Origin of the sequence: Streptococcus sp. CF8-6 (assembly GCF_024295845.1) — a bacterium.
In the GTDB taxonomy this organism is placed as follows: Bacteria; Bacillota; Bacilli; order Lactobacillales; family Streptococcaceae; genus Streptococcus; species Streptococcus oralis_BO.
Map to the genome: position 1 here is coordinate 63,726 of NZ_JANCOF010000002.1, position 24,237 is coordinate 87,962.

Consider the following 24,237-nt stretch of genomic DNA (forward strand, 5'->3'; position numbering starts at 1 on the left):
TGCTCTCAAGACTTATTTTTAGCAAGGAGAGACGGAAAATGGCAACAGAAAAGCTATCACCCGGCATGCAACAGTATGTGGATATTAAGACACAATACCCAGATGCTTTTTTGCTTTTTCGAATGGGTGATTTTTACGAGTTGTTCTATGAAGATGCAATTAATGCAGCACAGATTTTAGAAATTTCCTTAACGAGTCGGAATAAAAATGCAGAAAATCCGATACCCATGGCGGGTGTCCCCTATCATTCTGCCCAGCAGTATATCGATGTTCTGATTGAGCAGGGCTATAAAGTTGCCATTGCAGAACAGATGGAAGATCCCAAACAAGCGGTTGGGGTTGTTAAGCGAGAGGTGGTCCAGGTCATCACACCTGGAACGGTCGTTGATAGCAGTAAGCCGGATAGTCAGAATAATTTCTTGGTTGCCTTAGATCGTGATGGCAATCAATTCGGCCTGGCTTATATGGATCTGGTGACGGGTGATTTTTATGTGACGGGGCTATTGGATTTCACGTTGGTTTGTGGGGAAATCCGTAACCTCAAGGCTCGAGAAGTGGTGCTGGGTTATGACTTGTCTGAGGAAGAAGAACAAATCCTCAGCCGTCAGATGAATCTGGTGCTTTCTTATGAGAAGGAAGGCTTTGAGGATATTCATTTACTGGATCCACGACTTGTAGCTGTGGAGCAAGCGGCAGCTAGTAAGCTACTCCAGTATGTTCATCGGACCCAGATGCGGGAATTGAACCATCTTAAACCAGTTATCCGCTATGAAATCAAAGATTTCTTGCAGATGGATTATGCGACCAAGGCCAGTCTGGATTTGGTAGAGAATGCCCGTTCAGGCAAGAAGCAAGGCAGTCTTTTCTGGCTTCTGGATGAAACCAAAACGGCTATGGGTATGCGGCTCTTGCGTTCTTGGATTCATCGTCCCTTGATTGATAAGGAACGAATCGTTCAACGTCAAGAGGTGGTGCAGGTCTTTCTTGATCACTTCTTTGAGCGTAGTGATTTAACGGACAGTCTCAAGGGTGTTTATGATATCGAACGCTTGGCTAGTCGGGTTTCTTTTGGAAAGACCAATCCTAAGGATCTCTTGCAGTTGGCGACTACCTTATCTAGTGTACCACGGATTCGAGCGATTTTAGAGGGAATGGAGCAGCCTGCTCTCTCCTGTCTCATCGCACAGCTGGATGCCATTCCAGAGTTGGAGAGCTTGATTAGCGCAGCCATTGCTCCAGAGGCCTCTCACGTGATTACGGAAGGTGGCATTATTCGGACTGGATTTGATGAGACCTTAGACAAGTACCGCCGAGTGCTCCGAGAAGGGACGAGCTGGATTGCTGAGATTGAGGCTAAGGAGCGAGAAAACTCTGGCATCAGCACGCTTAAGATTGACTACAATAAAAAGGATGGCTACTATTTCCATGTGACCAATTCGCAACTGGGAAATGTGCCCGCCCACTTTTTCCGCAAGGCAACGCTGAAAAATTCAGAACGCTTCGGTACCGAGGAATTAGCTCGGATAGAGGGAGATATGTTGGAGGCGCGTGAGAAGTCAGCCAACCTAGAGTACGAAATCTTTATGCGCATCCGTGAAGAAGTCGGCAAGTACATCCAGCGTTTGCAGGCTTTAGCCCAAGGAATTGCGACAGTTGATGTCTTGCAAAGTCTGGCGGTTGTGGCTGAAACTCAGCATTTGATTCGACCTGAGTTTGGAGACGATTCACAAATCGATATCCAGAAAGGGCGCCATGCTGTCGTTGAAAAGGTTATGGGAGCGCAGACCTACATTCCAAACAGCATCCAGATGTCAGAAGATACCAGTATTCAACTGATTACGGGGCCCAACATGAGTGGGAAGTCTACCTACATGCGCCAGCTAGCCATGACTGCGGTTATGGCTCAGCTAGGCTCGTATGTGCCGGCAGAAAGCGCCCATTTGCCTATCTTCGATGCCATCTTTACCCGTATCGGAGCGGCAGATGATTTGGTTTCAGGTCAATCAACCTTCATGGTGGAGATGATGGAGGCCAACAATGCCATTTCTCATGCGACCAAGGATTCCTTGATTCTCTTTGATGAATTGGGACGTGGGACTGCAACTTATGACGGGATGGCTCTTGCTCAGTCCATCATCGAATACATCCATGAACATATCGGAGCCAAAACCCTCTTTGCGACCCACTACCATGAGTTGACCAGTCTGGAGTCCAGCTTGAAAAACTTGGTCAATGTCCATGTGGCGACCTTGGAGCAGGATGGGCAGGTGACCTTCCTTCATAAGATCGAACCAGGACCAGCTGACAAATCCTACGGTATCCATGTTGCTAAGATTGCTGGCTTACCAGCAGAACTTTTAGCAAGGGCGGATAAGATATTGACTCAACTGGAGAATCAAGGGACGGAAAGTCCTGCGCCGATGAGAGAAACAAGTGCTGTCACAGAGCAGATGTCACTCTTTGATGCGCCTGCAGAACATCCTATCCTAGCAGAATTAGCTAAACTGGATGTATACAATATGACACCGATGCAGGCTATGAATGTCTTGGTCGAGCTCAAACAAAAGTTATAAAAAGAGCCCACTCACATTTTTGTGAGTGGGTTTTTCTCTATTACTTTTTATGGGCCAAAAGTTGATTGATGTGGTCTACTTTTTTAGCTTCTCTTTTATAGAGAATAGTCCAAATGATGAGGTAGACAATTGCAAACTCGATAATGAGTTGGAGATAGAAAATCCAGTGGAAGGGGAACCAACCTGCTAGGGTTGCTAATGGGATAAAGCCTACTAGCATAAGGAAGAAATGGGTCAGAGTTGCACGGAGCAAGCTCCAGTCACGGCTGAATAATCGCTTTCCAAAGTTGAAGAGAATACCGATAGCTGCCCAAATAAGTGTGCAGTAGAGCAAGACCAAGGCACCGTGAATCTGATGTTGGGTCATCACTTGGCCGATGAGAGAGTCGGAACTTAGTGGTGCGTAGGTATTTGGGGCATAAATGAGTGAAAAAAGGATAGAGAGGATGAAGCCGATAAGTACACCAGCAGCTGCATCGTGAAAGATTTGTTTTTTCATAGTTCTAATTTCTCCTTGATGGTTTTTAGGTAACGGCGTGAAGAGTAGGTGAAGCTTTCGTTTTTGAGAAAGATTTCGACCAGGCCGTTGGGAGTGAGTTTGAGATGAGAGATGGAGTCGACATTGACGATTTCAGATTGGGAAATTTGGATAAAAGTTGTCGGCAGAATTTCAAGAACCTGATAGAGCCGCAAATCAATGCTGTATGTCTGAGATGCAGTTTCTGCTAGAACCTTTCGATTCTCGATATAGAAGCGCTGAATCTTGCCAATTTCAACTAGATAGACCTGATCTTCAATCTTACCTTTGATTGTTTCTTTTTGGTCAAGATTTTCTGCGAACTCGATGACTTTCTGGACTTTTTCGGTCGGCTGAGGAGTTTGGACAATCAGTTTTTCCTCCTCATAAGTCTCCTTAATCTGTAATTCTACTTTCATAAATTTCCCTCCTTTTCAGTTATACAAGGTTAATCTCACTTCTTGTACACCTTTATTAATACTCTTCAAAAATCAAATTCAAACCACGTCAGCGTCGTCTTCCCGTACTAAAGTACTGTCTGCGCCTAGCTTTCTAGTTTGCTCTTTGATTTTTATTGAGTATACCACTATTTTACGACCCATGGCAAGAGCTTTTGTCTATGTGGAGAGATTTGGAGTCTATGTGGTATTTGCTTTTTCTGGTAACATCTGAAATATGGTATAATAGCACTAATCAATTTCTAGGAAAATAGATACAGAAAGGGGCTGAAAGATGTCTCATATTATTGAATTGCCAGAGGTGCTGGCAAACCAGATTGCGGCAGGAGAAGTGATTGAACGTCCTGCCAGTGTGGTCAAAGAGTTGGTAGAAAATGCCATTGACGCGGGTTCTAGCCAGATTATCATTGAGATTGAGGAAGCTGGTCTCAAGAAAATTCAAATCACTGATAATGGTCATGGAATTGCCCACGATGAGGTGGAATTGGCCTTGCGTCGCCATGCGACCAGTAAGATAAAAAATCAGGCAGACCTCTTTCGGATTCGGACGCTCGGCTTTCGAGGTGAAGCCCTGCCCTCTATCGCTTCTGTTAGTGTCTTGACTTTGTTGACGGCGGTGGATGGTGCGAGTCATGGGACCAAGCTCGTTGCGCGTGGGGGAGAAGTTGAGGAAGTCATCCCAGCGACTAGTCCTGTGGGGACCAAAGTTTGTGTGGAGGACCTCTTTTTCAACACACCTGCCCGCCTCAAGTATATGAAGAGCCAGCAAGCGGAGTTGTCTCATATCATTGATATTGTCAACCGTCTAGGATTAGCTCATCCTGAGATTTCTTTTAGTTTAATCAGTGATGGCAAGGAAATGACGCGGACAGCAGGGACTGGTCAACTGCGTCAAGCCATCGCAGGAATTTATGGTTTGGCGAGTGCTAAGAAGATGATTGAAATTGAGAACTCTGACTTAGATTTCGAAATTACAGGTTTTGTGTCTCTGCCTGAGTTAACTCGAGCTAATCGCAACTATATCAGCCTCTTCATCAATGGCCGTTATATCAAGAACTTCCTGCTCAATCGTGCCATTTTGGATGGTTATGGCAGCAAACTCATGGTAGGGCGCTTTCCGCTGGCTGTCATTCACATCCATATTGACCCCTATCTAGCCGATGTCAATGTCCATCCAACCAAACAAGAAGTGCGGATTTCTAAGGAAAGAGAACTGATGGCGCTGCTTTCAGAAGCTATTTCAAATAGTCTCAAGGAACAAGTCTTGATTCCTGATGCTTTAGAAAATCTTGCCAAGTCGACCGTGCGTAATCGTCAAAAGGTGGAGCAGACCATTCTCCCACTCAAAGAAAATACGCTTTACTATGAAAAAACAGAACTCTCAAAACCTAGTCAAGCTGAGGTGGCTGATCACCAGGTTGAATTAACTGAGGAGGGTAGGGACCTAACCCTGTTTGCCAAGGAAACCTTGGATCAGTTGACCAAGCCAGCAAAACTGCATTTTGCAGAGAGAAAGCCTGCTAACTACGACCAACTAGACCACCCAGAGTTAGATCTAGCTAGTCTCGATAAGGCTTATGACAAGCTGGAGAGAGAGGAAGCATCCAGCTTCCCAGAGTTGGAGTTTTTCGGGCAGATGCACGGGACTTATCTCTTTGCTCAAGGGCGAGATGGACTCTATATTATTGACCAACACGCGGCTCAGGAACGGGTCAAGTACGAGGAATACCGTGAAAGCATTGGCAATGTTGACCAGAGCCAGCAACAACTCCTAGTACCCTATATTTTTGAATTTCCTGCGGATGATGTCCTTCGTCTCAGGGAAAGAATGCCTCTCTTAGAGGAAGTGGGTGTCTTTTTAGCAGAGTACGGAGAAAATCAATTTATCCTACGTGAACATCCTATTTGGATGGCAGAAGAAGAGATTGAGTCAGGTATCTATGAAATGTGCGACATGCTGCTCTTGACTAAGGAAGTTTCTATCAAAAAATACCGAGCAGAGCTAGCCATCATGATGTCCTGCAAGCGGTCTATCAAGGCCAACCATCGTATCGATGACCATTCAGCTCGACAGCTCCTTTATCAGCTTTCTCAATGTGACAATCCATATAACTGTCCCCATGGACGTCCTGTTTTGGTGCATTTTACCAAGTCAGACATGGAAAAGATGTTCCGACGCATTCAGGAAAATCACACCAGTCTCCGTGAGTTGGGGAAATATTAAGAACACAAAAAGTCTTTGTTTTTTCCAAACAAGGCTTTTTAGCTTTTCTAAGGTGGGCATTTTGAATGGACATGGGCAACTTGACACGAGGTTTACACTTGCTTGACAAGACCAGTCCTATAAAAAGTGTTGTGAAAACTGAACTAGGTGACTCAAGATTTCGCAGAATCGTCTTGGTTTGAAGGATTCTCAAGACCAATCACTTTATCAAGATAACGTTGTTTGGTTTTGAGAGCCTTGTTGATAGCAACTGCAGAAGCAATCAAGAGAACGAAGGTCAGCCAAATCCAGGCGGTGAATTCGGCTGGGAAACTAGAACCGGATAAAAAGAGATAGATAGCTAGAGCCAATACGAAAATATAAATCACCTGCCAGAGACCAAAGGATTTAACTTCTTTATAGTATTTGTCCTTATCTTCCTCCAAAATCACTGCCGTGGAACCTTTTTCAAAGTTTTCATCCAGTAAGAGATAGTCAGTTGTCACTTGAAAAATCTTGCTTAATTCAATGATTTTTTCGATTTCAGGAAGTACTTGTCCAGACTCCCATTTGGAGATGCTTTGCCGAGAAACATTGATTTGTTCTGCTAGCTTTTCCTGGGACCAACCTTTTTCCTTTCTGAGCTCAAATAGTTTTTCTGCGAGTTTCATGATTCTATCCTCCTTTTTCTACCTCTATCCTAACAATTTTTACTTATAATGAGAATACAATCTCCTGTACTATTTGTCAACCAGAGGTTGCACCTTTTGTTGCAGTTTGTCTTAAGGAAATATGGTATACTAGATAGGCAAAATAATGGAGAAAAATTATGTACGAATATCTAAAAGGAATCATTACCAAAATCACTGCTAAATACATTGTCCTAGAAGCGAATGGTATTGGTTATATCTTGCATGTAGCCAATCCCTATGCTTACTCAGGTCAGGTTAATCAAGAGACCCAGATTTATGTGCACCAAGTTGTCCGTGAGGACGCGCATCTGCTCTATGGCTTTCGCTCAGAAGATGAGAAAAAACTCTTCCTCAGTCTGATTTCGGTCTCAGGTATTGGACCTGTATCAGCTCTTGCTATTATCGCAGCCGATGACAATGCTGGCTTGGTTCAAGCAATCGAGACTAAGAACATTACCTACTTGACTAAGTTCCCTAAAATTGGCAAGAAAACAGCCCAACAGATGGTGCTAGACTTGGAAGGTAAGGTAGTTGTGGCTAGCGATGACCTTCCTGCCAAGGTGGCAGTGCAAACCAGCGCTGAAAACCAAGAACTGGAAGAAGCTATGGAAGCCATGTTGGCACTGGGCTACAAGGCAACCGAGCTTAAGAAAATCAAGAAATTCTTTGAAGGAACGACAGATACAGCTGAGAACTATATCAAGTCGGCCCTTAAGATGTTGGTAAAATAGGAGAAGAGTATGCCAAAACGCTGTGGTTGGGTTAAAATGAACAACCCTTTATATGTAGCCTATCATGATGAGGAGTGGGGCTACCCCCTCCATGATGACCAAGCATTGTTTGAGTTATTGTGCATGGAAACCTATCAGGCTGCTCTATCTTGGGAAACGGTACTAAACAAACGCCAAGCTTTCCGAGAAGCATTTCATGGATATCAAATTCAGGCGGTCGCGGAGATGGCAGATGGGGAGTTGGAAGCCTTGTTAGAGAATCCAGCCATCATCCGAAATCGTGCCAAGCTCTTTGCGACGCGTGCCAACGCCCAAGCATTTTTACAAGTCCAGAAAACCTTTGGCTCTTTTGACGCTTATCTCTGGTCCTTTGTTGAGGGAAAAACGATCGTGAATGATGTTCCTGACTATCACCTAGCACCTGCTAAAACAGCCTTGTCTGAAAAGTTATCTCAAGATCTCAAAAAACGAGGCTTCAAGTTCACAGGTCCAGTCGCAGTTTTAGCTTTTCTACAAGCGGCAGGTCTGATTGACGACCACGAGAATGATTGTGAGTGGAAAAGCGGAAATAAGTGAGTGCAGGCGTCTAATTATCTGAGAATATAGAAAAAGCTGAGAAGAGTTTCTCAGCTTTTTGATTATATGCTAGTAACTTTTATAGTGCAGTAAGAAATGTCAGTCCACCTAAGACAACGCCAGCTGAGTTTGGAATAATTAGTATCCAATCCTTCTTAGGTTCTTTTGTCCATCCGTAAATAACCCAAATTAAACAAGATACTGCTGCGGATAAAGGCTGGAATGGTTGAGCTTTGTTGCCTTGTAAATTGGCAAAAATTTGTGGGATGTAGGCGATAAATACAATAATCCCGATAAAGGCCCCGATTGAACCGACAATTTGATTTATTTTTTGTTTAGTCATATATACCTCCTTCAAAAAGATATCATAAAAATAAGCAAAATGCAATAAATTCAGACACAAATTGTAACGAAAATCAATACCAAAGCACAAAAATGGAGAAATTGTTTATTTTTTGTTATAGTCAAAGCGAATGACTTGCTCCTGTGCATCTACATAGGCATGGACGCCAAAGGGAACAATGGCTCTTGGCGTTGCGTGGCCGACATTTAGATTATAGACAATCGGGATATTGTTATCAATGATATCCAATAGTGCTTCCTTATAGTCGTCATAGAAGGTTTCATCCATTGGCTTTCCGACCAAGAGTCCGCTGATGACCTCAAATACCCCAGTTTCTTTCAAAGCCAGCAACATCTTTTTGAAATCCTCAGGCTCAGGCTTTTCTTCGCTTGTTTCTAACAAGAGAATCTTTCCTTCCCAGTCGGATAAGTCAGGGAAGAGTTTGTACTTTTGGCAGAGGTCCGTGCTGTCTGCGTATCGAGAATTGTCAAAGATATCGTAGAGTGATTCAAGGCAACCACCGAGAATTTCTCCCTCAAACTGGGCATTTCCTTGTAACAAGTCAAAACCGGTATTTACATGACTGACACGAGCTGTTCCCAGAGCCTTGGGACTAAAATCAGTCCGCTCCTCATACCAAACGTTGCTAGGGCGGATTTCTGAGATTTTTCCTGTCTTGATCAGTTCTTTAAAGCAGTGAAGGCTATAGGGCAGCATCTCCTTGTCCAATTCACAAATGTCTGCTAGAAAGGATTGGCCATAAAAAGTCTTGATCCCTAGTTTATGCAACATAAGGTGGTTCATGGTTGTATCTGAGAAGCCAAGAAAAATCTTTTGTTTGATAACCTTCTGTAGTTGGTTATTTTCAAAAAAGTAGGGCAATAAACGATAGGTATCGTCCCCACCGATGGCGCATAGGATCATGTCGATGCTATCGTCTGAAAAGGTCTGCATCAAATCCTCTGCACGTGCCTCAGGATGATCCTTGATAAAGTCCAAGCCCTTTAGCGAATGGGGCAAAAAGACAGGATTGAGTCCCAAATCCTTGAGACGTTGGAGACCCAAATCGACTTCGTGTTTGACAAAATCCTCTCCGATAACACCGCTAGACAAACTAACGATACCAATAGTAGAAACTATATCTCATCCTCCTAGAAATAGATTGATACTCTTCGAAAATCAAATTCAAACCACATCAGCTTTGCCTTGCCGTACTTAAGTACAGCCTGCGGCTAGCTTCCTAGTTTGCTCTTTGATTTTCATTGAGTATGAGCCTATTTTATCACAAAAGATGAGAGAAAACTATAAGAATCAGACTCAGAAGTTCTATTGAATTTCAAGAAAGCAAGTGAAAAAGCAACCGCTTGTGCAGTTGCTTTTCGTTTTTCTAATCTCTAATCTCACTAGATATGAGTTACTTGGTCAACTCTTGATTATAGGAGAGAGCTAAATCAATCCAGTAAGGCAGTTCTTTTTGACCTTCTATATCTAGGTCTATATAGCCATGATAAGGTCGCCCTCTCATCAATGTAGTATAGGCTCCTGTTCGGGGTAGAACCTGCTTTTCCATTTCTTTGCCTATTCTCACCATAACCAGCTCGTTCTTTCTGGAACTGACTGTAAGAACCATTTTCCCACGAATCATAAAGGCCAGGCCACCAAACAGTTTCTTTTCTTCTAGCTCTTCTTCAAAAATTTGGGGAGGAAGTTTGAGTGCTAGGATTTTTCGAATCTGCTGAGCTAAAGATTGACTATATGCCATAGCTTTTCACTTTTCTTAATAACGTGATGGGCCCGCGCTTGCGCTTCGGATATTGAAGCGTTTCTTGAGATAGAAGCGAAGAGCGAGAAGGGCTGCTCCTAGGACAGCCAAAGGCAGTGGAGCAAGGATTGGATTGAGAGCTGCTGGAAGGAAGCTTGTTGCGAAGAAGACAGCCAACCAGAGAAGCATAGCAGCGAGGATGACGAGGATTGATTTCCAGAAAGGAGGGCGCTGGCTACGATCTGTGTCTGGTCCATAATACTGGTAGACAAAGTAGTACATCAAGTAGAAGGCCACCCCTCCAACAAGCCCAACCAACAAGAGGGTAATCAACCCATAACCAATAGCTTGATCTGTAGAGAAGAAGGTAGTCAGAGCGCTAACCAATGCAAAGAGACTGGTGATAAAAAGGGCTGAGTCCATAATCATGAGTTTTGGATCGTCATTTTCTTTTGGATGCTCTTTTTCGTATTGCTCTTTGACAGTGAAGCTATGGGCCCAGTGAGTTGGAGCGCCGTAGAGGGAACGAGCTGTCGTTCCTTTGGCTTGCTCTTCAAGGATTTTAGGAATGACTTCTTCAAAAACAGCCTTGATTTCAGCGTCTGTTTTACCATCTTTGATAAATTGTTGGGTAGCGATATGGATAAACTCTTGGTTTTTCTTAGTTAATTTTTGTAAATCAATCTGAGACATAGGGATTCCTCTTAGAACCATTTTTTATGGATGAGATAGAGAGTGAGCGAGACACTCATAGCAAAGGCGATAAAGACGATTAACCAGAAGGCGTGTGGCTCACCGTTCAGAGGGATTTCATTATCCTTGAAGTTCATCCCGTAGGCTGAGAAGATCATGGTTGGGACAGACATGACAATGGTCACGAGAGCCAGAGTTTTCATGATGTTGTTCTGGTTGTTGGAAATGATAGAGGCAAAGGTCTCTGTCATAGAGTGAAGGACATTTCCATAGATATCTGCCATCTCGATGGCCTGTTGAGTTTCAATCAGGGTGTCTTCGAGTAGGTCTTCGTCTTCTAGGTATTTCTTGATATTGCTAGTTGCGCTGGTCAATTTCTTAATCACGCGCTCGTTCGTCTTAAGTGAGGCCTTGAAATAGACGATGGTCTTTTCCAATTCCATGAGCTCGATCAGCTCTTCGTTTCGAGTGGACTTGTGAAGTTGACTTTCGATCTGTTCACTCTTACGGTCGATCGAACGAAGGGCCGTAAGGTAAAGTTCAGCGTTGCGGTAGAGAATCTGGAAGATAAAACGTGAACGCATGAAGGTGTAGAAGTTGCGCAGTCTACGGTTGATAAAGACATCGAGAACTGGGAGGGATTCCAAGCAGGTAGTGATAATGGTTTCCTCGGTGATAATAATCCCCAGCGGAATCGTAACGTAGTAGGTGCGATTGTTTCTTTCCTCTGTGATGGGAACGTCCACGATGATCAAAGTGTACTCATCTTCGATGGTAATACGGGACATTTCCTCCGCATCGAGTGGTGCTCGGAGGTCGGCAATGTCGATATCGAAGGCGTTAGCGATTTCCAGTGATTCATTTTGTGTAGGATTGACGAGATTGATCCAAGTACCCGGTTCAAGCGTGTCGATCTCTTTAAATTCAGTTGTTGTTGAGAGAAAAACTTGTTTCATATCCCCTATCCTTTCCTACTATTCAGTGATTCATTTTTTGCACCGTACTATTATACTATTATACTATAAAAACAGCTTTTTGGGTAATAGAATTTCACATTTTTTGGTATAATGGAAAGCAATAATGGACTAGAAAGATCAAAGATGCAAGATAAAATTGTCATTCATGGGGCTCGTGCCCATAACTTAAAAAATATCGATGTGGAGATTCCTAGAGACAAGCTGGTTGTCGTAACGGGCTTGTCAGGTTCTGGGAAATCCAGTCTAGCTTTTGATACCCTCTATGCTGAGGGGCAACGCCGCTATGTAGAGAGCTTGTCAGCCTACGCTCGTCAGTTCTTGGGCAACATGGAAAAACCAGATGTAGATGCCATTGATGGCCTCAGCCCAGCTATTTCCATCGACCAAAAAACAACCAGTAAAAATCCTCGTTCGACCGTGGGAACGACGACTGAAATCAATGATTATCTGCGTCTCCTCTACGCACGTGTGGGGACGCCTTACTGTATCAACGGGCACGGGGCTATCAAGGCTTCTTCTGTAGAACAAATCGTGGATAAGGTTTTGGAGTTACCGGAACGGCAACGTCTGCAAATTTTAGCTCCGGTCATTCGTAAGAAAAAAGGGCAACACAAGAGTGTCATTGAAAAGGTTCAGAAAGACGGTTATGTCCGTGTCCGAGTGGATGGGGAAGTCTATGATGTTACCGAAGTTCCAGAGTTGTCCAAGAGCAAGCAACACAATATCGATGTTGTGGTCGACCGTATTGTCATCAAGGAGGGCATTCGTAGCCGTCTCTTTGACTCAATCGAGGCTGCCCTTCGTATCGCAGAAGGCTATGTGATTATCGATACTATGGACGATTCTGAGTTGCTCTTTTCTGAGCACTATGCCTGCCCGGTTTGTGGTTTTACCGTACCAGAGTTAGAGCCTCGTCTCTTCTCCTTCAATGCTCCTTTTGGCTCTTGTAGTGAGTGTGACGGTTTGGGCATCAAGCTGGAGGTGGATGTTGACTTGGTGGTTCCTGATACCAGCAAAACTTTGCGTGAGGGAGCATTAGCACCTTGGAATCCTATCTCATCCAACTACTATCCAAACATGCTAGAGCAGGCCATGACAGCCTTTGGAGTGGATATGGATAAGCCTTTTGAGGACTTGTCAGAAGAAGATAAAAACTTGATTCTCTACGGGTCTGATGGCAAGGAATTCCATTTCCACTATGAAAATGAATTTGGCGGTGTGCGCGATATTGACATTCCCTTTGAGGGAGTTGTCAATAATATCAAGCGTCGTTACCATGAGACTAACAGTGACTACACCCGTACCCAGATGCGACTCTACATGAATGAGCTGACTTGTGGAACCTGCCACGGCTACCGTCTCAACGATCAGGCCTTATCTGTCCGTGTGGGTGGTGAGCAAGGGCCACATATCGGTGAAATTTCGGACCTGTCTATCGCAGACCATTTGGAATTAGTGAGCCAGCTGACCCTGTCTGAAAATGAAGCCATCATTGCTCGTCCCATTCTCAAGGAAATCAAGGATCGTTTGACCTTCCTCAATAACGTGGGACTCAACTATTTGACTCTGTCACGTTCGGCAGGAACCCTATCAGGTGGGGAGAGTCAGCGTATTCGCTTGGCAACCCAGATTGGGTCCAACCTATCAGGTGTCCTTTATATCCTGGATGAGCCGTCGATTGGTCTTCACCAGAGGGATAATGACCGCCTGATTGCTAGTCTGAAAAAGATGCGTGACTTGGGCAATACTCTCATCGTGGTGGAACATGACGAAGATACTATGCGAGAGGCGGATTATCTGATTGACGTTGGTCCGGGTGCCGGTGTTTTTGGTGGGGAGATTGTCGCCGCAGGAACACCCAAGCAGGTGGCCCGTAACAGTAAGTCTATTACAGGCCAGTACTTGTCAGGAAAACGTGCCATTCCAGTTCCAGAAGAGCGCCGTACCGGAAATGGTCGTTTTATCGAAGTGACGGGTGCGCGTGAGAACAACTTGCAAAATATTACCGCTCGCTTCCCGCTAGGAAAATTCATCGCAGTGACAGGGGTATCAGGTTCAGGGAAATCGACCTTAATCAACAGCATCCTCAAAAAAGCCATTGCCCAGAAGCTTAACCGCAATTCAGACAAGCCTGGTAAATTCAAAACCATCACAGGGATTGAGCATGTAGACCGCTTGATTGACATTGACCAGAGCCCGATCGGACGGACGCCAAGGTCTAACCCTGCCACCTATACGGGAGTTTTTGACGATATACGTGACCTTTTTGCCCAGACAAACGAAGCTAAGATTCGAGGCTACAAGAAGGGCCGTTTCAGTTTCAACGTCAAGGGTGGTCGCTGTGAAGCCTGCTCAGGTGACGGGATTATCAAGATTGAGATGCACTTCTTGCCAGATGTTTATGTGGCTTGTGAAGTCTGCCACGGAACCCGCTACAACAGTGAGACCCTAGAAGTTCATTACAAGGAAAAAAATATCTCGCAAGTCTTGGATATGACGGTCAACGATGCGGTGGAATTTTTCCAACACATTCCGAAAATTCAACGCAAACTCCAGACCATCAAGGATGTGGGGTTGGGCTATGTGACGCTAGGCCAACCAGCTACCACCCTTTCTGGGGGAGAAGCCCAGCGTATGAAGCTGGCTAGCGAACTCCACAAACGCTCGACAGGAAAATCCTTCTACATTCTGGATGAGCCGACGACAGGGCTTCATACCGAGGATATCGCTCGCTTGCTCAAGGTTTTAGCTCGCTTTGTCGACGATGGCAATACTGTCCTCGTCATTGAGCACAATCTGGATGTCATCAAGACGGCAGACCATATCATCGATTTGGGACCTGAGGGCGGTGTCGGTGGCGGAACCATCATCGCAACAGGAACCCCAGAAGAAGTAGCGGCCAACGAAGCCAGCTACACAGGACACTATTTGAAAGGAAAGTTACATCATGAATAAACGTGTGCAAGCATTTCTAGCTAAAATGCAAGAAAAAGAACTAGATGGTATTATCATCAACAACCTTAAAAACGTCTATTATTTGACTGGTTTTTGGGGTTCAAATGGAACAGTCTTTATCAGCCGTGACCGTCAGGTTTTGGTGACAGACTCTCGCTATATCATTGCAGCTAAGCAAGAAGTGACAGGTTTTGAGATTGTGGCTGACCGCGATGAATTGGCTGTTATTGCAGGCATTGTTAAGGATATGGGCTTGTCTCGCGTCGGTTTTGAAGACGAGATTTCGGTCTCTTATTACCACCGTATGCAGGCAGCTTTTGCAGGAATCGACTTGCTTCCGCAGACTCAGTTTGTTGAAGCACTTCGTATGATTAAAGATGAGAAAGAGATTGCGACTATTCGTAAGGCATGTTCTATCTCAGACCAAGCTTTCCGTGATGCGCTTGACTTTATCAAACCAGGAAAAACTGAGATCGAAATTGCCAACTTCCTTGATTTCCGCATGCGTGAGTTGGGAGCAGCAGGCTTGTCTTTTGATACCATTTTAGCAAGTGGCATCAACTCTTCTAAGCCCCATGCTCATCCAATGCACAAACCGGTTGAAGCAGGAGAAGCCATCACCATGGACTTCGGCTGTCTCTACGACCACTATGTCAGTGATATGACACGGACCATCTACCTCGGTCATGTCAGTGACGAGCAGGCAGAAATTTACAATACTGTTCTGAAAGCCAACCAAGCCTTGATTGACCAGACTAAGGCTGGCTTAGGTTTCCGCGACTTTGACAAAATCCCTCGTGATATTATCATCGAGGCAGGCTATGGCGACTACTTTACCCACGGTATTGGACACGGTATCGGACTGGATATTCACGAAGAACCTTACTTTAGCCAAACTTCCAAAGAAGTCATTAAATCTGGTATGGTCTTGACTGATGAACCAGGTATTTATATTGAAGGTAAATACGGCGTTCGTATTGAAGATGATATCCTGATTACAGATAACGGTTGCGAATTGTTGACTCTAGCGCCGAAGGAATTAATTGTTATTTAAGAAAATTAAGATAAATCATTGACTTTTATATTTTAAAGGTTTATACTGATAGACGAAAACGGTAGGTGAGGCTACCATAGGGATACGGATGACTACCGCAAAGCAGTGGAGACACTACTCGTTGGTCAACAGTCCTGGTCGCGAAGGCCAAGACTAAGCTCATTACATCGCCCTATGGAGTTAAAGCTTGAACGAAAAAACAGATAATTAGTTTTTTAATCCTGCCATTTTATGGTGGGATTTTCTACTGTTTTAGAACAAGGAAAGGAGACAGACGATGCAAATTGACGATCATCCAGAACCGCACATACACAGCCAATCGCTGATTTGTGTCGTTCTGCCCTTATAAAGTGATTGGTCTCTGTGTATGAAACACATCATTCATACAGATAGGAGAAACCAATGAAAACTACAAAAGAAAGATTAGCAACAGCTATTCACACACCCTTAAACGAAACTCTATCTTTTTATAAGACAAGTCTAACAGGCTTGACTGAGGAGCAGGTGGAGAAAAATCGTGATCTATATGGCGAAAACACCATCACCAAGGGTCAAGAAGACAGTATCCTCAAAAAGATTTACGAATCTATTATCAATCCATTTACAATCATCCTACTGGTCATCGCTATGATCTCCATGGTGACCAATGTCTGGCTGGCGAAGCCTGGACAAGAAGATCCGACGACCTCTATCATCATCGTCGTTCTCGTTCTAATCTCTGGTGGCATACGCTTTGTCCAAGAACTGCGGAGTGACAAGGCTGCGACCAATCTATCAAAAATGATTGTGAATACAGCCACAGTTATTCGCGAAGGCCAGAGTTTAGAGGTCGCAATTGAAGATTTGGTCGTTGGAGATATAGTCAAGTTAAGTGCTGGGGACATGATTCCGGCAGACCTCATTTTAATTGAATCACGTGATTTCTTTGTCCAACAGTCTGGTTTGACAGGTGAGAGTGACTCGGTTGAAAAACTAGCCTTGTCAAAAATGAGTCAGTCAAACTTCGATAGTCTGCTAGAAGCAGAAGCGCTCGCCTTTATGGGAACCAACGTGATATCAGGAAGTGCCAAGGCTTTGATTCTAGCGGTCGGTGATGATACCATGATGGGAGAAATCGAGCAGACTCTCAATACCTATGACGAACCAACCTCTTTTGAGCGGGAGATGAACAGCATCTCTTGGCTCTTGATCCGTTTGATGTTAGTCATGGTTCCCATCGTCTTTCTCTCCAATGGCTTGACAGACGGCGACTGGCTGGAAGCTGGCGTATTTGCTTTGAGTGTTGGTGTTGGATTGACACCTGAGATGCTTCCTATGATCATCACGGCCAGTTTAGCAAAAGGCTCCATTATCATGGCCAAGGAAAAAGTCGTCATCAAAAAACTCAATGCCATACAGGACCTAGGTGCTATTGATATCCTATGCACGGATAAAACCGGAACCCTTACCCAAGACGAAATTGTCCTGGAATATCCTTTGGATATACATGGAGATTTGGATTTGTCTGTGTTGAGACGGGCCTACCTTAATTCCTATTTTCAAACGGGATTGAAAAACTTGATGGACCGTGCCATTATCAGTAGAACTGAAAAAGAAGCTAAAGAACACGCTATTCTACAAAATTTGGATACTAGCTTCCAAAAAATAGATGAATTACCCTTTGATTTTGAACGCAGACGGATGAGTGTCATCGTCAAAGATGAGAACGAAGTTGTTAGTTTGGTAACCAAGGGTGCCCTAGAGGAAATGCTTGCGATTTCAACCCATGTGGAATATCAAGGTCAGATTAGCCCTCTGACGGATGATATCCGATTGGAAATCTTAAAAGAAGTGGACCAACTCAATCAACAGGGATTGCGAGTCTTGGGAGTCGCCTATAAAACAGGCCTAAAAGAAGGTTTTGCTTACTCCGTTGAAGATGAAAAAGAGATGATTCTAACAGGATATCTTGCCTTTCTAGATCCACCAAAACCATCAGCAGCACCTGCTATCCAAGCTTTGTTAGAACACGGTGTTCAAACGAAAATCTTGACGGGGGACAATGAGAAGGTAACCCAAGCAGTTTGCGAAAAAGTTGGTCTAGACGTTGATCAAATCTTGTTGGGTTCGGATATTGATGCCATGACGGACGAAGAGTTGGCCCAAGCAGTTGAGAAAGTGACTGTCTTTGCCAAACTCTCTCCGGATCAAAAAGCACGAATCATTTTACAAATCAAATCTAATGGACATTGTGTCGGCTATATGGGAGATGGAATCAACGATGCCCCTTCTATGAAAGTGGCCGATGTGGGGATTTCTGTTGATACAGCAGTAGATATTGCCAAAGAAACGGCTGATGTCATTTTGTTAGATAAGGATTTGATGGTGCTTGAAAAAGGGCTGGTTGAAGGGCGTAAGGTCTATGCTAATATGACCAAATATATCAAGATGACGGTCAGCTCTAATTTCGGGAACATTTTCTCTCTTTTAGTGTCTGGTATCTTTTTACCTTTCCTGCCTATGGCTCCGATTCACTTGATTGTGTTGAACCTCGTCTACGACCTTTCTTGCATTGCCTTGCCATTTGATAATGTGGATGAAGACTTTTTGAAGCATCCTCATAAGTGGGAAGCCAAGTCTATTACTCGTTTTATGATTTGGATGGGTCCGATTTCTTCTGCCTTTGATATTTTGACCTTTATCTTACTCTATTTTGTTATTGTCCCAATGGCGACAGGTCAAGCTTATGCTCACGGAGCAGAGTCGGCAACGGGCTTTATCATTTTGTTCCAGACAGGTTGGTTCATTGAATCCATGTGGTCCCAAACCATGGTTATCCATATGCTCCGTTCAGCAAAACTTCCTTTCTTACAAAGTCGTCCATCATGGTTTGTTCTTGGAACAACCTTGCTAGCAGCTAGTTTTGTGACCTTCCTTCCCTACTCTTCAATTGCTAGCCTGCTTCATTTAACCCCTTTGGAACCAATTTATTTCCTCTTTTTGCTTTTGATTATCGTTCTCTATATGATAAGTGTTACAGTTGTAAAACGATTGTATATCAAAAAATTTAAAAGTTGGTTATAAATTGATTTTGTCAAGAAAAAAGTACGAAAATCGCGAAAAAAGTTAATTTTTTTTAAAAATAGGTCGCAAGTCGGATGTTTTTTATGGTATAATAGACTAAACTGATAGTAACATGTAGCGAAAGGGGTAGGTACATGATCAAAATTTATACAGTCTCAAGTTGTACTAGCTGTAAAAAAGCGAAAACCTGGCTCAATGCCCACCAGTTAAGTTATAAAGAACAAAATCTCGGTAAAGAAGGAATTACAAGAGAAGAGTTATTAGATATTCTCACGAAAACAGATAATGGAATTGCCAGTATCGTTTCGTCAAAAAACCGCTACGCTAAGGCACTTGGAGTTGACATCGAGGATTTGAGTGTCAATGAAGTGCTCAACTTAATCATGGAAACACCACGGATCTTAAAGAGTCCGATTCTCGTTGACGAGAAGCGCCTACAAGTCGGCTATAAAGAAGATGATATCCGTGCCTTCTTGCCACGCTCTGTCCGTAATGTAGAAAATGCAGAAGCACGTCTACGTGCAGCTCTATAAAACATCAAGGCTGGGAGTGACTCCTGGCCTTGTTTGCTCTTTTGTTTTAAAATCAAGTGAGGAATTATGAAAAAGTTACTAATTGCTAGTTTTGCTCTCCTCTTTTTGCTTGCGGGATGTGGGCAAAAAAAGGAAACTCCTGCTGCTTCCACAACAGCATCTGAACCTCTCCAATCCAACCTTCCCGTTTTGGACAATGCCGAAAAGAATACGGTTGTCACCAAGACCTTGCTGATGCCGAAGTCAGAAAATGGGACGCAGCAGATTCAGACCATTACCTATAAAGGCAGTCAGTTTTTGACCTTGACCATCCAGCAAAAACGACCTGTCGGGGATGAACTCAAGAACTTTATCTCTGAAAATGGCCTAGAGGAGACGCAAAAAGCGCTTCAAGAAGCAGAAGAAAAGGATGAGACTATCCAAGAGGCGCGCAAACTGGCAGGATTTACACTGGAAACCAAGCTACTCAGCGAGACAGAAATCCAGACCACAACGACTTATGATTTTCAAGTTTTGGATGTCAAAAAGGCATCTCAACTAGAATATTTAAAAAATATTGGTCTTGAAAATCTCTTAAAAAACGAACCTAGCCAGTATATTGCTGACAGAGTGGCAAATGGGGCGACAGAACAGTAAGAAAATCCAAATAAACAAACTGACTTATTTGTAGAACGTCAGGGAATGTGCTATAATAGTACTATTCTAAGGAAAGAGGGTGTTAGAATGGGATTTACTGAAGAAACTGTACGGTTTAAATTGGATGATTCCAATAAGAAAGAAATTAGCGAAACATTGACAGATGTTTATGCTTCTTTGAATGACAAGGGCTACAATCCGATTAACCAGATCGTCGGTTATGTATTGAGTGGAGACCCTGCCTACGTTCCTCGTTACAACAATGCACGAAATCAAATCCGTAAGTATGAGCGTGATGAAATTGTTGAAGAATTGGTACGCTACTACCTTAAAGGACAAGGAGTCGATCTATAATCTATGAGAATTATGGGATTGGACGTCGGTTCAAAAACAGTAGGGGTAGCGATTAGCGATCCCCTAGGCTTCACCGCTCAGGGACTTGAAATCATCCAGATTAATGAGGATCAGGGCCAGTTCGGTTTTGACCGTATCAAGGAATTGGTTGACAGCTATAAGGTGGAACGCTTTGTAGTAGGTCTGCCTAAAAACATGAACAATACCAGCGGCCCGCGAGTAGAAGCCAGTCAAGCCTATGGTGCCAAGCTAGAGGAGCTCTTTGGTTTGCCGGTAGACTATCAGGATGAGCGTTTGACGACCGTTGCTGCGGAACGTATGTTGATTGAACAAGCAGATATCAGCCGTAACAAACGCAAGAAAGTTATTGATAAGTTGGCTGCTCAGCTGATTTTGCAAAATTATTTAGATAGAAAATTTTAAGACAGAGGAGAAACTATGTCACACGATCACAACCATGACCACGAAGAACGTGAATTGATTACACTAGTAGATGAGCAAGGAAATGAAACCTTGTTTGAAATTCTTTTGACTATCGATGGGAAAGAAGAATTTGGTAAAAACTATGTTCTGCTAGTGCCAGTTAATGCAGAAGAAGATGAAAATGGTGAAGTTGAAATCCAAGCCTACTCATTCACTGAAAATGAAGATGGAACAGAAGGCGAATTGCAACCAATTCCAGAAGACTCAGAAGACGAATGGAACATGATTGAAGAAGTCTTCAACAGCTTTATGGAGGAGTAAAAATGTCCGGGGGACATTTTTAGCCCTGCTTCTAGAAATAAGAAAAAGTAGGAACGTTCGGGGAACGTTTTTAGCCTACGTTGAAATTTATAGTAGCTAGTGATTAGCTAACCAGGTAAGAGGTTGGGATTGTTGTCCCGGCCTCGCTTTTTATTTACAGTAAAACTTTAGTGCGCTAGTTGATTGGATTGTTGTTAAGGAGATGTATGTTTGAAGTAGAAGAATGGCTCCATAGTCGGATTGGTTTAAACTTTAGATCTGGACTTGGAAGAATGCAGCGAGCAGTGGATTTGCTAGGGAATCCTGAGAAGGCTTATCCCATTATCCATGTAACAGGAACGAACGGCAAGGGATCAACTATTGCCTTTATGAGGGAGTTGTTTGCAGTTCATGGAAAAAACGTTGGGACCTTTACCTCTCCCCATATCATCAGCATCCATGATCGAATCTGTATCAATGGACAACCGATCGCCGATGAAGACTTTATCCGTATAGCTAACCAAGTCAAGGAGATGGAAAAGACGCTTTTGCAAACCCATGACCAGTTGTCCTTTTTTGAATTACTGACTCTGATTGCCTTGCTTTACTTTAAAGAGCAGGGAATGGATCTAGTTCTGCTAGAAGTGGGGATTGGTGGTTTGCTTGACACAACGAATGTCGTAACAGGAGAGATTGCAGTTATTACTTCTATTGGGTTAGACCATCAGGAGACCTTGGGCGATAGTCTGGAGAAAATAGCAGAGCAGAAAGCTGGCATTTTCAAGGCTGGAAAGAAGGCGGTCATTGCTAAGCTCGCTCCAGAAGCAGAGCTTGTCTGTCAAAATACAGCGAGGGAGTTAGACGTAGACCTTTATCAAGCTGGGCGAGGCTTCACATTGAATGCGGGGGATTTTTCAAGTAGCCTAGCAAGCTTTTCCCAGCTTGAAATCGGTTTGGAAGGTGCTTATCAGCAAGAAAATGCCGCCTTGGCTTTACAAACTTTTCTTCTGTTTATGACGTCAAGAGAGGAAGATGTCGAAGCAGAGCTTATCAGACAGGCTTTGAAAGAAACTCACTGGGCAGGTCGCTTGGAACGGATTCATCCGAGAATCTACCTAGATGGGGCTCATAATCTTCCTGCCTTAAGTCGTCTGGTAGAGTTTATCCAAGGGAAAATCCAGCAAGGTTACCAGGTTCGCATCCTTTTTGGAGCACTTAAACGCAAGGATTATCAGGGGATGCTAGGTTATCTATCTAAGCAGTTACCTGAGGTGGAACTTAAGGTAACAGGCTTTGACTACCAAGGCTCTCTGGATGAAAAGGATGTGGCGGGTTACGATTTGATTCTTTCATATGGGGACTTTATCAGAGAATTTGAAGAAAAGGCCAATGACCAGGACTTGCTTTTTGTGACGGGCTCCCTCTACTTTATCTCGGAAGTGCGAGCGAGTTTGCTAGGAATCGACGAGATTAGTTGATCTTCTAGGTTTATGTTGCTATACTGTAGGTAGGAGGTATATCTGGAAACGATTCCAGCAAAACATTGGCACAAAAGAAAGGAAATTGCTATGAAAACGAAAACATTCACACTTTCTATTGCTTCCCTAGCAATTCTTAGTCTTTTAGCAGCTTGTGGACCTAAGGCACAAGCCCCTGCTCAGCAATCATCTACTCAACAAGAATCATCTTCTAGCGCTACGACAAGTGCTAGTCAACCACAGGCATCCTCAAGTCAGGACACTACTGTAGCTCAACCTACGAATATCGATGGTACCTATACTGGAAAAGATGAGAATGACCAAATCACTCTTGTTGTAACAGGTAAAACTGGTGCATGGACTGAGGTCGAGCCAGATGGAGATAAGGAAATCAAGCAAGTCAGCTTTGAACCAGAGAATCAACGTGTCATTATCGGTGATGATGTCAAAATATATACGGTTAATGGTAATCAATTGATTATCGACGATATGGACCGAGAGGCATCTGACCGAGTGGTATTAACTAAGCAATAATGATTAAGTAAAAGTTCCAATGAGATGAAATTCATCTTTTTGGAGCTTTTTTCTTGAAAAAGTGGCTAGCTGTTCTTTACTAACTTTTTACTTAAAACGCTTACAAATATTTGTAAAACTTCTTATAAGGTCGTATACTTATAGTAAATAATCAAATAGCGCAGATGCGCAGGAGGAAAAGCATATGGCTACATTTTACGTTCCATCAGTTAACCTTATTGGTAAAGGTGTTGTAAATGAAGTAGGTCCGTATATCAAGGAACTAGGGTATAAGAAGGCTCTTTTGGTGACAGACAAGTTCATCGAAGGAAGTGATATTTTACCTAAGGTCCTAAAACCATTAGATACTGAAGGGATCGAATATGTGATCTTTAGCGATGTGGAGCCAAATCCGACTTGCAAGAACGTCACAGACGGAGTGGCTGCTTTGAAAGAGCATGGTTGTGACTTCATCATCAGTCTTGGAGGAGGATCTCCTCAGGATGCGGCTAGTTGTATCTCTATCATCGCTACAAATGGTGGAAAGCCACAAGACTATGAGGGGCTTCATAAGTCTGCTAAAAAAGGCTTGCCAGTGGTTGCAATCAATACAACAGCTGGAACTTCTGCAGAAATTACCATTAACTATGTTATTACTGACGAAGAACGCAAGGTCAAGATGGTAATGGTTGATAAGAACAGTCTCGCCCTTATCTCTGTAAATGATCCAGAACTCATGCTTTCAAAACCGAAAGGATTGACAGCAGCGACAGGTATGGACGCTCTTACTCACGCTGTCGAAGCCTTGGTAACACCAGGTGCTTATAATGTGACCAAGAAACTCTCTATCGGAGCTATTGAACTCATCAAAGAGTACCTTCCTCGTGCTGTGGCAAATGGACAAGATATCGAAGCGCGTGAGGCGATGGTCAATGCCATTTTCCTCGGTGGTATGAGCTTTAACAATGCTGGTTTGGGCTATGTTCATTCTATGGCTCACCAACTCGGTGCGGTATATAACTTGCCACATGGTGTCTGCTGTGCCATGCTCCTCCCAGTTGTAGAACGTGAAAATGCCAAGCGTGTACCAGAAGCTTTTCGCAATGTAGCCAAGGCCTTGGGACTTCATGTTGAAGGGAAAACAGACCAAGAATGTGCTGACTATGCTATTGCTGAAATTGAGAAACTGTCTGAAACAGTAGGTATTCCGAAGAAACTCACTGAACTCGGTATCCAAGAAAAAGACTTTGACTTTGACTACCTTTCTAAGAATGCCTTGATCGATGCCTGTGCGCCAGGCAATCCATTTATGCCAACTTTAGAAGAAACTATTGCACTCTACAAAGAACTCTTCTAAAGATTAAGTAGAGTGGAAGGGACTTATTCCTCAAAATATAAATAAT

The 24,237-nt window shown here is 43.5% G+C and carries 23 protein-coding genes and 1 riboswitch; of the genes, 15 read left to right on the forward strand and 8 right to left on the reverse strand.

What is annotated here, in order from left to right; translation table 11 throughout:
* The first annotated feature begins 38 nt into the window (after positions 1–38).
* Positions 39–2,573, forward strand: coding sequence for a DNA mismatch repair protein MutS (gene mutS, locus NML69_RS03880; RefSeq protein WP_254725367.1), 2,535 nt, complete (start codon positions 39–41; stop codon positions 2,571–2,573).
* 40 nt (positions 2,574–2,613) lie between these two features.
* On the opposite strand, the gene NML69_RS03885 is transcribed toward mutS, so the two are convergent.
* A complete protein-coding gene (locus NML69_RS03885) occupies positions 2,614–3,072 on the reverse strand; it encodes a DUF3021 domain-containing protein (protein WP_254725368.1) in 459 nt (152 codons plus the stop codon).
* Positions 3,069–3,509, reverse strand: coding sequence for a LytTR family DNA-binding domain-containing protein (locus NML69_RS03890; protein ID WP_254725369.1), 441 nt, complete (start codon positions 3,507–3,509; stop codon positions 3,069–3,071). Before NML69_RS03890 ends, NML69_RS03885 begins: the two co-directional genes overlap by 4 nt.
* 313 nt (positions 3,510–3,822) lie before the next feature.
* Here NML69_RS03890 and mutL point away from each other — a divergent pair, with 313 nt between their 5' ends.
* Positions 3,823–5,772, forward strand: coding sequence for a DNA mismatch repair endonuclease MutL (gene mutL / locus NML69_RS03895; protein WP_254725370.1), 1,950 nt, complete (start codon positions 3,823–3,825; stop codon positions 5,770–5,772).
* Positions 5,773–5,924: 152 nt separating this feature from the next.
* On the opposite strand, the gene NML69_RS03900 is transcribed toward mutL, so the two are convergent.
* The gene (locus NML69_RS03900) at positions 5,925–6,422 is read right to left on the reverse strand and encodes a helix-turn-helix domain-containing protein (protein ID WP_254725371.1); all 498 of its coding nucleotides are present in this window, start codon (positions 6,420–6,422) and stop codon (positions 5,925–5,927) included.
* Between the two features lie 158 nt (positions 6,423–6,580).
* On the opposite strand from NML69_RS03900, the gene ruvA reads away from it, so the two are divergent.
* Positions 6,581–7,174: a Holliday junction branch migration protein RuvA gene (gene ruvA / locus NML69_RS03905; protein ID WP_000273410.1), complete on the forward strand. Its 594-nt coding sequence runs from the start codon at positions 6,581–6,583 to the stop codon at positions 7,172–7,174.
* Between the two features lie 9 nt (positions 7,175–7,183).
* Positions 7,184–7,750 carry a DNA-3-methyladenine glycosylase I gene (locus NML69_RS03910; protein ID WP_254725372.1) on the forward strand — a complete coding sequence of 189 codons (567 nt, stop codon included), beginning with the start codon at positions 7,184–7,186 and terminating at the stop codon, positions 7,748–7,750.
* Between the two features lie 79 nt (positions 7,751–7,829).
* Here the strand turns inward: NML69_RS03910 and NML69_RS03915 are convergent, their stop codons facing one another.
* The 5 genes from NML69_RS03915 to NML69_RS03935 all read right to left on the reverse strand — a co-directional run bounded on the left by NML69_RS03915 (position 7,830) and on the right by NML69_RS03935 (position 11,504).
* Positions 7,830–8,093, reverse strand: coding sequence for a SemiSWEET family transporter (locus tag NML69_RS03915; protein ID WP_000166112.1), 264 nt, complete (start codon positions 8,091–8,093; stop codon positions 7,830–7,832).
* 105 nt (positions 8,094–8,198) lie between these two features.
* Positions 8,199–9,233 (reverse strand): S66 peptidase family protein, encoded by a 1,035-nt coding sequence (locus NML69_RS03920; protein ID WP_254725522.1) that lies wholly within the window; start codon positions 9,231–9,233, stop codon positions 8,199–8,201.
* A gap of 274 nt (positions 9,234–9,507) precedes the next feature.
* The gene (locus NML69_RS03925) at positions 9,508–9,855 is read right to left on the reverse strand and encodes a TfoX/Sxy family protein (protein WP_254725373.1); all 348 of its coding nucleotides are present in this window, start codon (positions 9,853–9,855) and stop codon (positions 9,508–9,510) included.
* Positions 9,856–9,870: 15 nt separating this feature from the next.
* The gene (locus tag NML69_RS03930; RefSeq protein ID WP_185755856.1) at positions 9,871–10,548 is read right to left on the reverse strand and encodes a DUF1129 domain-containing protein; all 678 of its coding nucleotides are present in this window, start codon (positions 10,546–10,548) and stop codon (positions 9,871–9,873) included.
* 11 nt (positions 10,549–10,559) lie between these two features.
* Positions 10,560–11,504 carry a magnesium transporter CorA family protein gene (locus NML69_RS03935; RefSeq protein WP_000815620.1) on the reverse strand — a complete coding sequence of 315 codons (945 nt, stop codon included), beginning with the start codon at positions 11,502–11,504 and terminating at the stop codon, positions 10,560–10,562.
* Positions 11,505–11,648: 144 nt separating this feature from the next.
* Here NML69_RS03935 and uvrA point away from each other — a divergent pair, with 144 nt between their 5' ends.
* From uvrA to NML69_RS03990, 11 genes are all read left to right on the forward strand, one after another.
* Positions 11,649–14,480 carry an excinuclease ABC subunit UvrA gene (gene uvrA, locus NML69_RS03940; RefSeq protein WP_254725374.1) on the forward strand — a complete coding sequence of 944 codons (2,832 nt, stop codon included), beginning with the start codon at positions 11,649–11,651 and terminating at the stop codon, positions 14,478–14,480.
* Positions 14,473–15,534 (forward strand): Xaa-Pro peptidase family protein, encoded by a 1,062-nt coding sequence (locus tag NML69_RS03945; protein WP_254725375.1) that lies wholly within the window; start codon positions 14,473–14,475, stop codon positions 15,532–15,534. Before uvrA ends, NML69_RS03945 begins: the two co-directional genes overlap by 8 nt.
* Positions 15,535–15,589: 55 nt before the next feature.
* Positions 15,590–15,741: riboswitch (M-box (ykoK) riboswitch) on the forward strand.
* Positions 15,742–15,936: 195 nt separating this feature from the next.
* Positions 15,937–18,597 (forward strand): magnesium-translocating P-type ATPase, encoded by a 2,661-nt coding sequence (gene mgtA, locus NML69_RS03950; RefSeq protein WP_254725376.1) that lies wholly within the window; start codon positions 15,937–15,939, stop codon positions 18,595–18,597.
* Between the two features lie 134 nt (positions 18,598–18,731).
* Complete coding sequence (gene spx, locus NML69_RS03955) at positions 18,732–19,130, forward strand: transcriptional regulator Spx (RefSeq protein WP_000591165.1); 399 nt, start codon at positions 18,732–18,734, stop codon at positions 19,128–19,130.
* 66 nt (positions 19,131–19,196) lie between these two features.
* The gene (locus NML69_RS03960; RefSeq protein ID WP_254725377.1) at positions 19,197–19,766 is read left to right on the forward strand and encodes an SP0191 family lipoprotein; all 570 of its coding nucleotides are present in this window, start codon (positions 19,197–19,199) and stop codon (positions 19,764–19,766) included.
* Between the two features lie 87 nt (positions 19,767–19,853).
* Positions 19,854–20,120 (forward strand): IreB family regulatory phosphoprotein, encoded by a 267-nt coding sequence (locus tag NML69_RS03965; protein ID WP_000507059.1) that lies wholly within the window; start codon positions 19,854–19,856, stop codon positions 20,118–20,120.
* Positions 20,121–20,123: 3 nt separating this feature from the next.
* Positions 20,124–20,543: a Holliday junction resolvase RuvX gene (ruvX, locus tag NML69_RS03970; RefSeq protein ID WP_002876031.1), complete on the forward strand. Its 420-nt coding sequence runs from the start codon at positions 20,124–20,126 to the stop codon at positions 20,541–20,543.
* Between the two features lie 15 nt (positions 20,544–20,558).
* Complete coding sequence (locus tag NML69_RS03975) at positions 20,559–20,864, forward strand: DUF1292 domain-containing protein (protein ID WP_007520816.1); 306 nt, start codon at positions 20,559–20,561, stop codon at positions 20,862–20,864.
* Positions 20,865–21,070: 206 nt separating this feature from the next.
* Positions 21,071–22,321, forward strand: a complete 1,251-nt coding sequence (locus NML69_RS03980) for a folylpolyglutamate synthase/dihydrofolate synthase family protein (RefSeq protein ID WP_254725378.1) — start codon at positions 21,071–21,073, stop codon at positions 22,319–22,321.
* A gap of 90 nt (positions 22,322–22,411) precedes the next feature.
* Positions 22,412–22,855 carry an SP_0198 family lipoprotein gene (locus NML69_RS03985; RefSeq protein WP_254725379.1) on the forward strand — a complete coding sequence of 148 codons (444 nt, stop codon included), beginning with the start codon at positions 22,412–22,414 and terminating at the stop codon, positions 22,853–22,855.
* A gap of 184 nt (positions 22,856–23,039) precedes the next feature.
* Positions 23,040–24,191 carry an iron-containing alcohol dehydrogenase gene (locus NML69_RS03990; protein ID WP_254725380.1) on the forward strand — a complete coding sequence of 384 codons (1,152 nt, stop codon included), beginning with the start codon at positions 23,040–23,042 and terminating at the stop codon, positions 24,189–24,191.
* The last annotated feature ends 46 nt before the right edge of the window (positions 24,192–24,237 follow it).

Coding starts and splice junctions, on each gene's coding strand:
- mutS (WP_254725367.1), top strand. CDS start 39: ATGGCAACAGAAAAGCTATCACCCGGCATGCAACAGTATGTGGATATT.
- NML69_RS03885 (WP_254725368.1), bottom strand. CDS start 3,072: ATGAAAAAACAAATCTTTCACGATGCAGCTGCTGGTGTACTTATCGGC.
- NML69_RS03890 (WP_254725369.1), bottom strand. CDS start 3,509: ATGAAAGTAGAATTACAGATTAAGGAGACTTATGAGGAGGAAAAACTG.
- mutL (WP_254725370.1), top strand. CDS start 3,823: ATGTCTCATATTATTGAATTGCCAGAGGTGCTGGCAAACCAGATTGCG.
- NML69_RS03900 (WP_254725371.1), bottom strand. CDS start 6,422: ATGAAACTCGCAGAAAAACTATTTGAGCTCAGAAAGGAAAAAGGTTGG.
- ruvA (WP_000273410.1), top strand. CDS start 6,581: ATGTACGAATATCTAAAAGGAATCATTACCAAAATCACTGCTAAATAC.
- NML69_RS03910 (WP_254725372.1), top strand. CDS start 7,184: ATGCCAAAACGCTGTGGTTGGGTTAAAATGAACAACCCTTTATATGTA.
- NML69_RS03915 (WP_000166112.1), bottom strand. CDS start 8,093: ATGACTAAACAAAAAATAAATCAAATTGTCGGTTCAATCGGGGCCTTT.
- NML69_RS03925 (WP_254725373.1), bottom strand. CDS start 9,855: ATGGCATATAGTCAATCTTTAGCTCAGCAGATTCGAAAAATCCTAGCA.
- NML69_RS03930 (WP_185755856.1), bottom strand. CDS start 10,548: ATGTCTCAGATTGATTTACAAAAATTAACTAAGAAAAACCAAGAGTTT.
- NML69_RS03935 (WP_000815620.1), bottom strand. CDS start 11,504: ATGAAACAAGTTTTTCTCTCAACAACAACTGAATTTAAAGAGATCGAC.
- uvrA (WP_254725374.1), top strand. CDS start 11,649: ATGCAAGATAAAATTGTCATTCATGGGGCTCGTGCCCATAACTTAAAA.
- NML69_RS03945 (WP_254725375.1), top strand. CDS start 14,473: ATGAATAAACGTGTGCAAGCATTTCTAGCTAAAATGCAAGAAAAAGAA.
- mgtA (WP_254725376.1), top strand. CDS start 15,937: ATGAAAACTACAAAAGAAAGATTAGCAACAGCTATTCACACACCCTTA.
- spx (WP_000591165.1), top strand. CDS start 18,732: ATGATCAAAATTTATACAGTCTCAAGTTGTACTAGCTGTAAAAAAGCG.
- NML69_RS03960 (WP_254725377.1), top strand. CDS start 19,197: ATGAAAAAGTTACTAATTGCTAGTTTTGCTCTCCTCTTTTTGCTTGCG.
- NML69_RS03965 (WP_000507059.1), top strand. CDS start 19,854: ATGGGATTTACTGAAGAAACTGTACGGTTTAAATTGGATGATTCCAAT.
- ruvX (WP_002876031.1), top strand. CDS start 20,124: ATGAGAATTATGGGATTGGACGTCGGTTCAAAAACAGTAGGGGTAGCG.
- NML69_RS03975 (WP_007520816.1), top strand. CDS start 20,559: ATGTCACACGATCACAACCATGACCACGAAGAACGTGAATTGATTACA.
- NML69_RS03980 (WP_254725378.1), top strand. CDS start 21,071: ATGTTTGAAGTAGAAGAATGGCTCCATAGTCGGATTGGTTTAAACTTT.
- NML69_RS03985 (WP_254725379.1), top strand. CDS start 22,412: ATGAAAACGAAAACATTCACACTTTCTATTGCTTCCCTAGCAATTCTT.
- NML69_RS03990 (WP_254725380.1), top strand. CDS start 23,040: ATGGCTACATTTTACGTTCCATCAGTTAACCTTATTGGTAAAGGTGTT.